A 13,017-nucleotide genomic window follows, 5' to 3' on the forward strand; every position below is an offset into this window, starting at 1 on the left:
ACCGTCTGGAGATGAGGACGACGATGGAGAACCAATCACCGGCCGTGACAGCCTTTCTGCGCGATCTTCACCACCCCTTCAAGGAGGTCATCGGGGTGCTTCGGTCGGAGATCCTCGCTCTTGATCCCGGCATCACCGAGCAGATTAAGTGGAAGGCGCCAAGTTTCGGTTTCGCGGGAACGGACCGGGTGACCATGAACCTCCGCCCGACGGATCGCCTCCAGATTGTCCTGCACCGGGGCGCGAAAGTGCGCGCAGACGTCGCGGGCTTCCAGTTCGCCGATGAGTCGGGACTGGTGCAATGGCTGGCTCGGGACCGGGGAACCGTATCCTTCGCCAGCGCCGACGACGCAGAGAAAAAGCGGGAAGACTTCCTGAGGCTCGTCGACCGCTGGATGAGGGTGTAGTGGACTCCGCCGCGGACTATCTCCGCCAGCACCACCCCGACGCCGCCGAGCTGGCGCTCTGGGTCCGCGGCGTGCTGCTCGAGGCGGCTCCGGGGCTTGAGCAGCGGGTGTACCAGGGGTGGCAGGCCATCGGGTTCGTCCATGCCGGAGCCGGATACGTCTGCGGCCTGTTTCCGCGGCCGACGGGCCTGCTGCTGACCTTCGAGCAGGGCGCCCTGCTGCCCGACCCGGACGGTTCCCTCATCGGCGACGGCCGCCAGGTGCGGTCCCTTCCCATTTCGGCGCGGGACGATGGGACGAAAAGCAGAATCGTGGAGTTCCTTGACTCCGCGATACTTCTGGGCGAAGCCCTTCGCGGTACCGCCAAGTAAAGCGCGGGCCAGCCGATTCGGTGCCCAAAAATATGGACACTACCACTATAGATACCTAGACTATCCATTATGAAGATCTCGCAGCTGAGTGCCGCCAGTGGTGTCTCCCAGCCCACGATCAAGCTGTACCTGCGCGAGGGCCTCCTTCCACCGGGGGCCAAGACCCATGCCAATCAGGCGACCTACTCGGAAGCCCATGTGCGGCGCCTCGGGATCATCCGCACGCTCACCCAGGTGGGCGGGCTCTCCGTCGCTTCGGCCAAAACCGTCCTAGACGCCATCGACTCCGACCTGCCGCTGAACTGGACCTTCGGCCTCGCCCAGCGCGCGGCCTCGCCCGACGTCGACGGAACCGATCTCAGCGACGCCGATCTTGCCCGTGCCGATGATTTTCTCGCCGGCCTGACCTACCATGACGGCCCCGGCCGTTTCGGAGTGGCGCAAACCCTCCGGGCCATGGCCGAGGCCGGGCTCGAGGCCGACGGTGCGTGGCGGGAAAGCTACCGCAAAGCGGCCGAAATCATCGGCGAAGCCGACATCGACCTGATTGACCGCCGGGAGGGCCGGCTGGCCAAAGCCGAGACCGTCGTAATCGGCACCGTGCTCGGCGATGCCCTCCTCGCCGCCCTTCGACGCGCTGCGCAGGAGCACTTTTCCAGCCAGCGCTACCCCTCCGGGAGCACCGAAACCGCTCCCTAACGCATCTCCCTGATCACCTTGGAGACATCATGGAACTGCTCATCCCGGATTCCCAGCGTCCAACCCGTGCCTCGCTGACGTGGCACCGTCCGCTGCTTCTCCTCGCCGGGGCCATGGCCCTGCTTGCCGTCATCAGCCTGCTCGGCCTGATCTTCGATCCCCGCGAAATCACGGGCGCTCCGGCGTGGGCCAAACCGCTGAAGTTCGCCCTCTCGATTTTCATCTACGCCCTCACCCTCGCCTGGCTCACGGGCCTTCTCACCCGCGGACGGAGACTTGCCTGGTGGGTGGCCACCGTGGCGGCCGCCGCCCTTGGCATTGAAATGGTGGTCATTGTCGGCGCTGTGCTGTTCGGTACCACGAGCCACTTCAACGTCTCGACTCCGCTTCACGCCACCCTGTGGGGCGTGATGGCCCTTTCGATCGTGGTGGTCTGGCTTGCCACATTGATCGTCGGCGCCCTCCTGGCCCTCAGCCGGCTCGGCGACCGCGCGGTCTCGTGGGCGGTCCGCGCCGGGGTCGTCCTCGGCCTGGCCGGCATGGGTGTTGCGTACTTCATGACCTCACCGACCAGCGCCCAGCTCGAGGACTTCCAGGGGGTCGCCGGAGCCCACGCCGTCGGGGTGCCCGACGGCGGTCCCGGGCTGTTCCTGCTGGGATGGAGCACCGTGGGCGGCGACCTGCGGGTCCCGCACTTTGTGGGAATGCACGCCCTGCAGCTGCTGCCGATCGCCGCGCTCGCGCTGGCATGGGCTGCCCGCAGGCTTCCGGCGCTCCGGCCTGAGGTGGTTCGGGTGGGTATCGTCATCGTCCTGTCGCTGCTGTACGCCGGGATGCTCGTGGTGCTTACACTTCAGGCCCTCGCCGGTGAATCGATTGTCCAACCGGGTCCGGTGACCGCCGCCGCCAGCATGGGGCTGTTTGTTGCAGCGGCAGCGGCAATCGCACTGGTCCTCCGGGCCGGTCGCTCCTCCAGGGTCCAAACCACCTGAGTGTCGGTCCGCCGTCTGATACCCCACCGTCCAATTCCCCCGCCGACAGGCGTTAGGCTGACCGGGACGAGTAGATGGGCGGGCGGTTGAGCACCTTCGGTGAATGGTTTCTGGGCACCTTCGCGCAGGGTGAGGCTCCGGCCGTGACGTCGATCGAGCTGGCACTCATCCTTGCCGGAGCGGCAGCGCTTTCGGTTCCGAGGGCCACCTGGCGGTGGTTCGGCCTGGTGTCGACGGTCGTGCACGAGCTCGGGCACGCGTTTTCCGCCCTGATGGTGGGGCACAGGATTACCGGCATCACCCTGAGGCTCGACCACTCCGGCAGAACCACATCCTTCGGCCGGACCGGGCTCCGGACGGTGTGGTCCGGGTTCTGGGGGTACCCCGTTCCGGCGGTGGTTGGGGCCGGCCTCGTCTGGGCCGGTCTTACCGGGTGGGGGCCGGCCGCGATGTCGGCCGGAACCCTCGTCCTTGTGTCGACCGTCCTTTTCATTCGGAACGCCGGGGGCGTGTTCATCCTCCTGGGCACGATCGCCGCCGTCGTCGGGCTGATGCTCTTCGTCCCACCGATGTTCACCGGGCACCTCGTCGTCGGCCTCGGGGTGGCCCTTCTGGTGGGCGCGGTACGCGACCTGCTCAATGTCACTCTGGTGCATGTCCGGCACCGGCACCGGCTTGAGACCTCGGACGCGTACCTGCTCTCCCGGCGCACGGCCGTCCCCTCCGCCGTGTGGCTGTTCCTGTTCGCGGCGGTGATTGGCGGTTCCTGGTTCCTCGCCTGGCGTGCCGTCGGGAGAGTGGTGGCAGCGCTCTAGCCGGTAGGCACCTGCACCTGGCTGGCCCATCAGGGCCCGTGTCCCTACTGTCTCCGCGCGGGACGGCCCACCCGGTTGGTCAGGAACTCGACTTCACGCCCTCCACCTGCGTGAAGCGGGCATCAAGTTCTTCGGCCAGCCTTTTCAGCTCGCCCCCTTGGGAATCCGCGCCGCGGGCCTCTGAAAGATCGAGGACGAGCCAGTTCCTGCCTTCGACAAGGTTCACCGGAATTCGGGTGTAGGAAGTGCCCCCGGAGTTCGAGTAAGCCTTGGCGGAGGCCTCACGGTCATCCTCTGTGGCGTAAAACTCGACCTGAACATTCTCCGAGCACATGGCATATTCCGGCGTGAAACCGGCGATCATATTCGCTGTCGGCTCGGCCAGCGGATCCGCCCCACAGGGCATCACTTCGCCGATCGCTTCCCGTGCCTCCTCGATTGAGGCAAACGCAGGAAGGTCGCCGTCACCCGGCCGTGCGGCGTTACCAGCACATCCGCCCAGCAGAAGAGCCAGCCCCAACCCCGCGGCGGCCGCCTGTTTCCCCAAAATCGATGCACCCATTTCCATCCCCCATATCGATGACTGCCGTCATCCTTCCATAGAGGTGGATTTCTGTCGCGACGGCAGCGCCGGAATTATCACGGGCGGGCGGGACAGGATTTATCGGGTTTCGCCATCACTCCGCGCCAAGGACCGGGGCGGGGGCATCGATGACATTGGGGACGAAGCGGCAGAAGTAGTCGGTGATGTACCCGTCCGATTCGCGGATGCCGACACCGACCGCTTCTCCATCGACAATCCAGGATCCGAGGACCGGGTGATTACCGTCGAAGTCGGGCAGGGGGCTCCAGGCCTGGTAGCACCAACCTTCGGCGCCGTAGTCTCCTGGCTGCTCGAGTTCGACTCCCTTGGCATGGATGCGGATATTGTCCCCTTCGCGTCCGTGAAGAGGCTTGGCTACCCATTCCTCCAGCCCGTGGGGACTGTCCAGGTAGGACGGCAGGAGGTTGGGGTGCCCGGGGTAGAGATGCCAGAGGGCGGCAAGGAGCGCCTTGTTCGAGAGGAACATTTTCCACGCTGGTTCATACCATCGGGTCATCACCGGCCATTCGCGGATGTTCCTTCCGAAGTCCTCCTTCATCATGTGTTCCCACGGATACAGCTTGAAGATGCTGCTGATGACGTTCTCATCGAGGTCGACGAACCGCTTGGTGCGGGCGTTCCAGCCGATGTCGCTCATGTTGATTCCGACGGTCTCCCACCCTGCCTGGTTGGCGACATCGAGCATGTATGCGGCGGTCATCCAGTCTTCGCCTGACTCTTCGACTTCGGTGTGGGCCACGTGCAGCCTTGCGCCGTCGAGGCCCCCGCGCTGCTTTTCCCACGCCCGGACAAGGGCTTCGTGGATGCCGTTCCACTGGTCCTTGTGGGGCATCACGTCCTGCAGCCAGTACCACTGCGCGATCGACGCTTCGATCAGTCCGGTGGGCGTATCGGCGTTGTATTCGAGCATCTTGGGCGGGTTCACGCCGTCGTAGGCGAAGTCGAAGCGCCCGTAGACGGCGGGTTCGCTGCGGGCAAGGGAGCTTGCTGCCAGCTTCAGGGCTTCCGGACTGATGCCGATGGTGCCCATTGCTCCGGTTGCGAGGTAACGGGCGGCCTCGATGCTCATGCCATGCAGTTCCTCGGTGACCTTTTCGAGCATTTCGACTTCGGCAAGGTCGAACCGGTAGTAGGCGCTCTCGTTCCAGTACTCGATAGTGGAACCATCGGGCAGGACCGTCGTCGAAAAGACGAGGCCCTGGCTTTCGATCTTCTGTTTCCAGTCGGGGCGCGGGGCGGAGGGGATGCGTTCCACCTCAGCCACCCATGCTTCCCGAGCGGCCGCCGCTGCCCGACTTGGCGCTGTCGCCAAAACCGCCCCGGCTTACCGCCGACGACCCCGAGGCGGGCAGGCCGCTCCTGGTTGAAGCGCCCGCCGGAACCGTGGTGACGCCGCCGGCAAGCTGCGACCCGACGGGAGGAATGGACCTGCTGATGGCCGCGCTACGCGCCCCCATGGCGAAGAAGTACCACCCGTAGACGCCGGAGGACCGGCCTTCCTCGCTGCACTTGCTGTCCTCGACCCGCTCCTGGGTGGTGCGGTCCTGGCAGACCTGGGCGTAGTCGGCGTCGATCACTTCGCCCGAGGGTGAGCATCCGGTAAGCACGGCGCTTGCAAGAAGCGCCGTCACACCAATGGAAAGGGACGCACTGCGGCGGCTTCGATTCCGATTCCCCGCTGATGGGCCTTGGATATCGGTCATGGTCGGCTCTCGCTCGCTGGGATGATGGATGGATCCGGGCCTGGTGGTACGCACGGGGCGTCCGATCAGCGGCAATGGAGGCGGCCTAATAGATCGGCGGGGTGCTGGCCCAAGCCGACCCCTGGACCAGGATCCTGTCGATGACGTTTGCAAAGTACTGTAACCCACCAACAGGAGCCCTCCACCAGAATGGCTGTACCGGCGGTGGCCCCTCACCCTAGGCAACCGAAAATGCCACCAGCGTGACCACCGCATTGTTGGCCGCGTGGAGCAGGACGGGCGCCCAAAGGTTCCGGTGGAACCGTTGAAGGAGGGCCAGGGCCACTCCGAGCGCGAAGAGATAGACGAAGGTCAGCAGCACGAGGTGGACCGCGGCGAAAAGAGCAGCCGAAAGCACGATGGCCGTGAAAGGTCGAAACCGCCGCAGGAAACCGCTGAGGAAGGCGCCCCGGAACAGCACCTCCTCCCACAGCGGAGTGAGGACGGCGATGACGAGAAATGCGATGACGAACACCGCGGTGGGCACTCCGGTGATGACCTCGGAAAGAGGGTCATCGGACGAGCCAGCCGATGAGGTATCCACACCAAGGGGTGCAAGGGCTGAGAGGAAGAGCCCCTGCAGCGCTCCGGCGGCCAGCATCGAGCCGGGGATCTGCCAGAGCAGATGGAACATCCTGCGCGTCGGGCGCCTGAACCCTAGATCGCCAAGACTCAGGCGGTTCCGCCGGAAGAGATGGAGGTACAAGGCAAGGATGATTACGGCGGTCACGCCGCAGAGGCTGATAACCACAAAGGCTGTAACGGAGTCGATGAGACCCAGCAGCCCCGCCGCCAGCACGGCAGCAAAGAAAGCAGCGGCATAGATCACAACGAACAGCAGCGCCCAGCCGGCCTGCCTCAGGGTCACTCCCGGAGCCCCCTGCATTCGACCCAGCGAACGGGCACCCGAGCCACCGGCACCTAGATGCGGGCTTTCATCGTGGTCCATTCTTTTCCCCATCACGCCATCATGCCGCAGGCGGGCGGGCTGCCCGCCACGAGCTTCTATGCAGCGGCCGGGTGAGCCGTGCGACAAGCACGGCAGCAGTCAAAACGGCCCAAACGTCGTGCAGGGTCAAGGGGACGCCGCTGGCAGGGCCGTCGTCGTCGCTGATCACCATGCGCCTGAGAGTACTCCCGATTTCCTCAGGCCGAGGCCACCGTCCCGCGCCGCCGCGTGAGCCGCAGCGCGACCGACGGCCTTGTCCGCCGTCAGGCCGGGCGGGACAATGTCCCTGTGCAGAACATGCAGCCGTCCCCTGAAACTTTGGCGAAGGTGGCTGGGTCGGCAGTTGGCGCGGGCCACCCGCTTCCTGTCAGCGACCATGTACTGGTTCCCCTCGGCGTCCCGCTGTCGAACATGACGACCGCCGGGCTGTGGCGACTGGAGGGCACGGCGGGCGAGGGAGAGGACCGACACGCCTTCTCATCAGTCCTCAAGGTGATCCACACTCCGCTGCGCTGGGCGGGGATTGAGCAGATCCCTGAAGAGCTGCGGGGGTTCGTCGTCGAACACTATCCCTGGCGCACCGAGGCCGAGGTCTATGCCGGCCGCCTGGGACACTACCTACCCGACGGACTGCGGCTGCCCAGGGTGCACCAGATCGAGGAGATTGACGAGGAGAGCACGGCCATCTGGATGGAGGACGTTCGGCAAGACCCGCACGCTGAGTGGGACCCCGACCGTTTCGCCCGGACGGCATACCTGCTCGGCCGTCTCGCCGGCGCAGCGGAGGCACCCCGCGGGAACTATCGCGACCTCGCCGATTACGTCCTAGGGCCGGGCGAACACATCTTCATTCCGCGGCTTCGTTCAGGGACATTCCGTTCCCACCCCGCTTTCGAAGGCCGTGTGGATGACCGCCTCGAGGAGGACTTGATCGCGTTGACCGGGCAGCTTCCCGCCCTCCTGTCGGAACTGTCGGCCCTCCCCCGCACCCGCGCACACGGCGACGCCTGCCCCCAGAACCTCCTGCAGTGCCGCGACGGCGTCGTGGCCATCGACTGGGGCAGCTTCGGCACCGCCCCGGCCGGCTTCGACCTCGGCCAACTGCTGACCGGACTCGTCAATGAAGGGCTGCTTCCCGGATCGGCTTTGGCTGAGCTCGCACCCCGTTCGCTCGATGCCTATCTGTGGGGGCTGCACGACGAAGGGGCGCCGCTCCCGCGGGAACTGGTGCGGAGGGGATTCGCCATCTCCACCGCGATCGTCAGCGGGCTCTCGGCGCTGTTCCCCCCTGAGCTGGACGGGCCGGACTCCGAGCACCTGCACCGACTGATCGCGGCGCGGGCCGATATGGCACGTTTCCTCATCGCGGAGCTGGCCGCCTCCTCGGTGTCCTGATCGAGGACGCTGAACCTACCTCCTGGCTGAAAGGGGAACCCTATGGCGACCTTCGTGCTCCTCCACGGCGGCGGCTCCACTGCGTGGGACTGGCATCTGGTTGCTCCCCTTCTTGAGAGCGCGGGCCACGACGCCGTTTCCGTGGATCTGCCGATCGAGGACGCCGATGCTGGGCTCGAGCAGTATCTCGACGTCATCGCCGCCGCCGTGCCGGCCGCGCGGCACGTCATCGTCGTCGGGCATTCCCTCGGTGGCTTCATCGCTCCTTTGGCCTGTGAACATCTCGACGCCGGAGGCCTCGCGTATCTCGCCGGAATGATCCCGCTTCCCGGTGAGAGCTTCGCCGACTGGTGGGCGAATACGGGGCACGACCTGGAGAGCATTGATGACGACCCCGAGGTTCTCTACTTCAACGGCGTCCCTGAACCTCTTGCCCGCGAAGCACGGGCGCGTGAGCGGGATCAGCAGGGCGGCTGGATGTCGGGGCCGTGGCCGGCGGACCGGCACCCCGCGGTGCCCACTCTGGCCATCCTGTGCCGGGAGGACAACCTCTTCCCGGCCTCTTTCATGAGGCGCCAGGTGCGCGAGCGGCTGGGGATCGAGCCGGTTGAGATCGACGGCGGCCACTATGCCGCCCTGAGCCATCCGGATGCAGTCGCCGCCGCATTGGTTGACTTCGCTGTGCGGTTGGCTGGCAGACCGTAATGCTGTCCCCTGTCCCCTGTCCCCTGTCCCCTGTCCCCTGTCCCCTGAGCCCGACCGGCATACCCGATTGCGACAAACGCACCCGATAAATCGGGCGCCGCCGTCGTTTTCGGGCACCCGGGACGCAATCGGATGCTGACCCCGCCCCGTGCGGTCCCCCGGCCGCTCCACCCGGCAGCGGCCCTCCCGCACCGGGAATCCCGAGCCCTAATTACGCCCCTAATGGCCCACTGCCCCACAACACATCGAGTCGTCCTTCGCAATGTGACGAAGCCAATACGCGCCCGAGGCGGAGAAAACGGCGCCCATCCGGACAATGGAACCTGTGGTGGGGACCGTATCTTGAGGAACGCCGAATGCAGTGGCTGAATAATAACCGTGACCTTCTTCCGTCCGCCGGCGCGCTCGCGGGCGTGCTGATCTTTTGGACCGCCGGAGCGTTCGGCGGCCTGAGGGTGCTGAACGGATTCCGCTCCCCGTTGGCGGAACTGATCGGGCTCTACCTGATGTTCTTACTATTGATCGCTTCGGTCGCCGTTGCGTTCTGGGCCGTCCGCGAACTGCCAAGGCGGCTTGCCCACCGGCGCCACACCGACCGCTGGTCGCTGCGCCAGTAACCTACGCCCTCCACCCGAGCAAGCCTCGGCTGCGGACGGTAGGGCCCGCTCACGACCGGCCCTGCTGACGGCGAGAAGTTCGTCTTCGCCCACACCCTTGCGCAGCTGCACGCCGTTTTCTCGTCGAAACCGTGGCGGATTCCGTTGTGACTTTCTGCAGACATAGCAACCTCCACTTCAAGGGAACGGGATGCTGACTCCCGCAAGCCGTCCCACCCGTCCGAGAATGCCCCTCTCCGAAGCTTCCTGAGGAACCCCTTCCAGCGACCTGGAAGGGGTTCCTTGTGTTCTGCCGGGAGATTGCACTCACGACAGCTATCCCGATGAAAACTTCTGTCTCATTCGAAACATCAGTGCCATTGGTCACATTTCCCGGTAGGGTCAGAATCTGAATGGGGGTGAGCCCGGAGCAAGCCGGAGGTTCCCGCCGCGGAAGGAACCAACGAGCCGCCCGCCCCCGGTTGCCCCCGTCCTTGACCCCGCGGATTGCCGAACCCACGCCAGAGCCCTCCCAACGCCCCGGTCGCCCGGGTGTTCGGCGTCTTCATACCTTCAAACCTTCGCGATAGGCACAACATGAAGCACCCGCAGAAGTCGCTGATCGCAATGGCCGCCGCCGCGCTCTTGCTGCTGGTGGGGCTCGGCCCGGCCTACGCCGGAGGTGGGCCTACGTATCTCCGCCAGGACTATGCGGCAAGCTCGTCCACCTCGATCCGTGCAGTATGGAACCCGGTTCCCGGCTACAGCGGGGTGTACAAGCACTACCTCGACGGCAGATTCGTCGCGGGCGCTTCGGACCCCACGACCGGGGAGACGTTCTCGGGCCTGGCCTCCGGGTCGATCCACACGGTGCAGGTCAGCGCCGTGATCAGCGGCGTGGAATACAAGTCGGCCGTCGTCACCATGAAAGCAACCAGGACTCCGCCGATCACGCCGGCTCCGCCAACGAACCTGCGTCCGGTAGCTTCGGGGACCACCCAAACCGCGATCCGCGTCGAATGGGATGCACCCGCGGGTTACACCGGAGGTTACAAGCACTATGTCAATGGCGTCCACGTCGCTGGACAGGACGACGCCACGAAGGGCGAAACTCTCACGGGCCTCGCTCCGAACACGAGCTACAACATCCAGGTATCGGCAACGATCGGAGGGATCCAGAAGAAGTCGGCCGTCCTCACGGCAAAGACCAACGCCGTGCCCCCGGCACCATCTGCCTGGAAGCTGTCCTGGGCGGACGAGTTCAACGGTGCTGCCGTCGACACCACGAGATGGAACGTCCTCGACAACTCCACCTATGGCGACGGTAACGACGAGCTTGCCTGCCTTCAGAACGAAAACGTCAGCGTGTCCAACGGCAAGCTGACCATCACCGCGCAGAAACTCCCGGCTCCGGTTCTCTGCAACAGTAACGACGGCCGCTTCCCCGGCGGGCGGCTGTACACCTCGGGCCACCTGAACACGCTCGGGAAGTTTGAAACGACCCACGGCCGGCTCGAGATGAGCGCGAAGCTCCCAGTTCAGCAGGGAACCTCGAAGGGGCTCTGGCCCGCCTTCTGGATGCGCCCGGTTGACCGCGGTGTCGGTGAGATCGACATTATGGAAGCCCTCGGTTCCTCCAGGTCGGAGAGCCATGTCCGGGCGAACGAGGTCCACCAAACCATCCACTACGACTACGACTACGACCACGCTACGCCTCACGGCATGCAGGACTACGAGTACATTCTGCCGAACGGCCGGACGATGGCTGACGGGTTCCACCAGTACGCCGTTGAGTGGGAGCCCGGAGTCATCCGCTGGTACGTCGACGGCGTGAAAACCTACGAGCGGAACCGGACGACCACCTCGTGGATGGATGAGAGTTTCAGCCGGAACTTCTTCCTTCGGCTCAACCTGGCGATCGGCGGTAGCTGGCCCGGTTCACCGGATGCAGACACCCAATTTCCGGCACTCATGGAGGTCGATTACGTCCGGGCCTACAAGCGCTAGAAGCGTTTGAGTCAACCGACGCCCGGTTCATGCTCTCAAGGTGTCACTGCAGCCCGGCTGACTCAGCGTCACCGAACGTGCCGACCCGCCCTGTTGGTTCGGGGCGCCAGGTCAAGCGCCCTCCGGCCCGGCGGTCTCTTGCTCGGAAAGATCGTGTTCAGAACGACCCATCTGTCCTCGGGGACGATTCGCCACCAGGCCGATGTGATTGCAACGAGGGCAAAGGCTGCGAGCACCGCTGCGCCGAAGTAAGTGTTCCAGGGTTTGTCCTCCCAGTCACCGGGGGATCCCACAGCGATGAGGTGGAACTCGTCCTCGGGGTCCACGACGTACCATACGGGTGCGTACAGTGATTTGTCCGACAGGAAGCCCGCGTCGTCCAGCACCTCCTTCCGCCCGTCAACCAGCACGTAGTATCGGGTGCCGCCCCGCCGCCGCGGATCCTTGTCGACGATGATGCTCCACTGGTGCTCCTGGGTTCTGACAGCTTCGCCGGCCCGGTCGAATTCGGCCTCCATCTGGACGCTGAAAACCACTCCGCTCAGAGCGATGAACAGGGTGACCAGGACCGCTGCAGTCCGGCGCGGGCGAACCGGCCAGCCTCCAATACGGTGGGCAAGTTTCCGCCGCTTCTCCCTGCTCGCTCGCCGACCCCCGGACCCCATCCGGACATCCTAACGGTGCTGGTGTGCCGGCCGGCGGTCGCCGCGGCTCCGGGTTCCGCCGCCGGCCCTTCGGCCCGCCGCACAGGTGGTCGTGGTGTCTGTGTGGCCCATTGGTAGCCGCTGTCTAGGCCGGCATTGGTGGTGGCGGGACGCCGGGAAGCAGATTAGGAGCGCTCGGCCCTGGCGGCCCTCGTCCTTATCGTTCCCGTTGGGAATCTACTTCCCGTCCGGGTCGAGGCTGCGGGCGTTCTTCCGCGCCTCCCATTCAGCGTCGTATGCTTCAATCCACTGCTCATACGTCATCGGAGCGGCACCCTCGGGCAGCTCCTCGACGTACCGCTCATACCGGTAGTTGCTGTGTTTGTCCGGGTGCCGCATGAGGCCGATCAAGACGCCGAATACAGCCCCGTTCAGCAGGCGCATCCAGACCGAGTCGCGTTTCATCTTCTCCCCCATCATCGTTATGAGGTGCATCCTACGCGATTGGAACAGCGTGGACTGGGGCCAGGCATCGGACACCGCCAAGAGTCAAAGGCACCACCGTGACACCCCTCAGCTCTGGGAGGCCCCGTAGTCGGGTAGCTGCTGAAGGGACCAGGCGTTACCGTCCGGGTCGGAGAAGTACACGAAACTGCCCCATGGTTGGAGGTCGACTTCGCTTGCCCCAACACCGTTTTCGAGGAGCATTGAACGAGCCCCGGCCGCGTCCGGCACGACGATCTGGACGCCTTTCTGCGAGCCAGGGGCCATCTCCGTGATTCCCTCCCCCAGAACAATGGAGCAGGCAGAGCCGGGCGGGGTCAATTGTACGAAGCGGACGCCTTCGCCCACACGGTGGTCGTGATCCAGCACGAAGCCCACCCTGTCGCGGTAGAAGCCGATCGCCCGGTCCACGTCGGAGACCGGGATGGCAATGAGTTCGATTTTCCAATCCATGAGCTTCCTCCTGTGGGTCCTTATGACTTCAGGGTAGGCTCGATTGCGGACGGAACCGGTCCTCGTTCTTTCCACCCAGGGCGGCGGATCCGCGGAATTGTCGGTATCTGGGACGGACCGTCGATGGCCGGGCT

16 protein-coding genes are annotated in these 13,017 nt (G+C 65.2%); 9 read left to right on the forward strand and 7 right to left on the reverse strand.

Translation table 11 applies throughout. The features are described from left to right. Nucleotides 1–23 precede the first annotated feature (23 nt). The 5 genes from GVV77_RS14085 to GVV77_RS14105 all read left to right on the forward strand — a co-directional run bounded on the left by GVV77_RS14085 (nucleotide 24) and on the right by GVV77_RS14105 (nucleotide 3,284). A complete protein-coding gene (locus GVV77_RS14085; RefSeq protein WP_201293243.1) occupies nucleotides 24–407 on the forward strand; it encodes a DUF1801 domain-containing protein in 384 nt (127 codons plus the stop codon). Next, nucleotides 407–778, forward strand: a complete 372-nt coding sequence (locus GVV77_RS14090; RefSeq protein WP_159619377.1) for a DUF1801 domain-containing protein — start codon at nucleotides 407–409, stop codon at nucleotides 776–778. Before GVV77_RS14085 ends, GVV77_RS14090 begins: the two co-directional genes overlap by 1 nt. 69 nt (nucleotides 779–847) lie before the next feature. After that, nucleotides 848–1,477 (forward strand): MerR family transcriptional regulator, encoded by a 630-nt coding sequence (locus tag GVV77_RS14095; RefSeq protein WP_159619379.1) that lies wholly within the window; start codon nucleotides 848–850, stop codon nucleotides 1,475–1,477. 29 nt (nucleotides 1,478–1,506) lie between these two features. Continuing rightward, nucleotides 1,507–2,469: a hypothetical protein gene (locus GVV77_RS14100; protein ID WP_159619381.1), complete on the forward strand. Its 963-nt coding sequence runs from the start codon at nucleotides 1,507–1,509 to the stop codon at nucleotides 2,467–2,469. An 86-nt stretch (nucleotides 2,470–2,555) separates the two neighbouring features. Beyond that, complete coding sequence (locus GVV77_RS14105) at nucleotides 2,556–3,284, forward strand: M50 family metallopeptidase (RefSeq protein ID WP_246199834.1); 729 nt, start codon at nucleotides 2,556–2,558, stop codon at nucleotides 3,282–3,284. 79 nt (nucleotides 3,285–3,363) lie between these two features. On the opposite strand, the gene GVV77_RS14110 is transcribed toward GVV77_RS14105, so the two are convergent. The 4 genes from GVV77_RS14110 to GVV77_RS14125 form a co-directional block, all read right to left on the reverse strand. Next, nucleotides 3,364–3,846, reverse strand: a complete 483-nt coding sequence (locus GVV77_RS14110; protein ID WP_159619385.1) for a hypothetical protein — start codon at nucleotides 3,844–3,846, stop codon at nucleotides 3,364–3,366. 115 nt (nucleotides 3,847–3,961) lie between these two features. After that, nucleotides 3,962–5,143 (reverse strand): glutathionylspermidine synthase family protein, encoded by a 1,182-nt coding sequence (locus tag GVV77_RS14115; RefSeq protein WP_159619502.1) that lies wholly within the window; start codon nucleotides 5,141–5,143, stop codon nucleotides 3,962–3,964. A gap of 1 nt (nucleotide 5,144) precedes the next feature. Beyond that, nucleotides 5,145–5,465, reverse strand: a complete 321-nt coding sequence (locus GVV77_RS14120; protein ID WP_210252850.1) for a hypothetical protein — start codon at nucleotides 5,463–5,465, stop codon at nucleotides 5,145–5,147. A gap of 343 nt (nucleotides 5,466–5,808) precedes the next feature. Next, on the reverse strand, nucleotides 5,809–6,498 hold the full coding sequence (locus tag GVV77_RS14125; protein WP_246199835.1) for a CPBP family intramembrane glutamic endopeptidase: 690 nt from the start codon (nucleotides 6,496–6,498) through the stop codon (nucleotides 5,809–5,811). A 378-nt stretch (nucleotides 6,499–6,876) separates the two neighbouring features. Here GVV77_RS14125 and GVV77_RS14130 point away from each other — a divergent pair, with 378 nt between their 5' ends. The 4 genes from GVV77_RS14130 to GVV77_RS14145 all read left to right on the forward strand — a co-directional run bounded on the left by GVV77_RS14130 (nucleotide 6,877) and on the right by GVV77_RS14145 (nucleotide 11,282). Then, the gene (locus GVV77_RS14130; RefSeq protein ID WP_246199840.1) at nucleotides 6,877–7,974 is read left to right on the forward strand and encodes a phosphotransferase; all 1,098 of its coding nucleotides are present in this window, start codon (nucleotides 6,877–6,879) and stop codon (nucleotides 7,972–7,974) included. 42 nt (nucleotides 7,975–8,016) lie between these two features. Next, entirely contained in the window at nucleotides 8,017–8,679 is a 663-nt protein-coding gene (locus tag GVV77_RS14135; RefSeq protein WP_159619391.1) for an alpha/beta fold hydrolase, read from the forward strand. Between the two features lie 356 nt (nucleotides 8,680–9,035). Beyond that, on the forward strand, nucleotides 9,036–9,296 hold the full coding sequence (locus tag GVV77_RS14140) for a hypothetical protein (protein ID WP_159619393.1): 261 nt from the start codon (nucleotides 9,036–9,038) through the stop codon (nucleotides 9,294–9,296). A 576-nt stretch (nucleotides 9,297–9,872) separates the two neighbouring features. Next, the gene (locus GVV77_RS14145) at nucleotides 9,873–11,282 is read left to right on the forward strand and encodes a family 16 glycosylhydrolase (RefSeq protein WP_159619395.1); all 1,410 of its coding nucleotides are present in this window, start codon (nucleotides 9,873–9,875) and stop codon (nucleotides 11,280–11,282) included. A 68-nt stretch (nucleotides 11,283–11,350) separates the two neighbouring features. On the opposite strand, the gene GVV77_RS14150 is transcribed toward GVV77_RS14145, so the two are convergent. The 3 genes from GVV77_RS14150 to GVV77_RS14160 all read right to left on the reverse strand — a co-directional run bounded on the left by GVV77_RS14150 (nucleotide 11,351) and on the right by GVV77_RS14160 (nucleotide 12,883). Then, nucleotides 11,351–11,947: a hypothetical protein gene (locus GVV77_RS14150; protein ID WP_159619397.1), complete on the reverse strand. Its 597-nt coding sequence runs from the start codon at nucleotides 11,945–11,947 to the stop codon at nucleotides 11,351–11,353. A gap of 216 nt (nucleotides 11,948–12,163) precedes the next feature. Beyond that, on the reverse strand, nucleotides 12,164–12,391 hold the full coding sequence (locus GVV77_RS14155) for a hypothetical protein (RefSeq protein WP_210252851.1): 228 nt from the start codon (nucleotides 12,389–12,391) through the stop codon (nucleotides 12,164–12,166). Nucleotides 12,392–12,499: 108 nt separating this feature from the next. Next, nucleotides 12,500–12,883, reverse strand: coding sequence for a VOC family protein (locus tag GVV77_RS14160; protein ID WP_159619401.1), 384 nt, complete (start codon nucleotides 12,881–12,883; stop codon nucleotides 12,500–12,502). Between the last annotated feature and the right edge of the window lie 134 nt (nucleotides 12,884–13,017).

This window comes from Arthrobacter zhaoguopingii, from assembly GCF_009828605.1.
GTDB classification, from domain to species: domain Bacteria; phylum Actinomycetota; class Actinomycetes; order Actinomycetales; family Micrococcaceae; genus Arthrobacter_D; species Arthrobacter_D zhaoguopingii.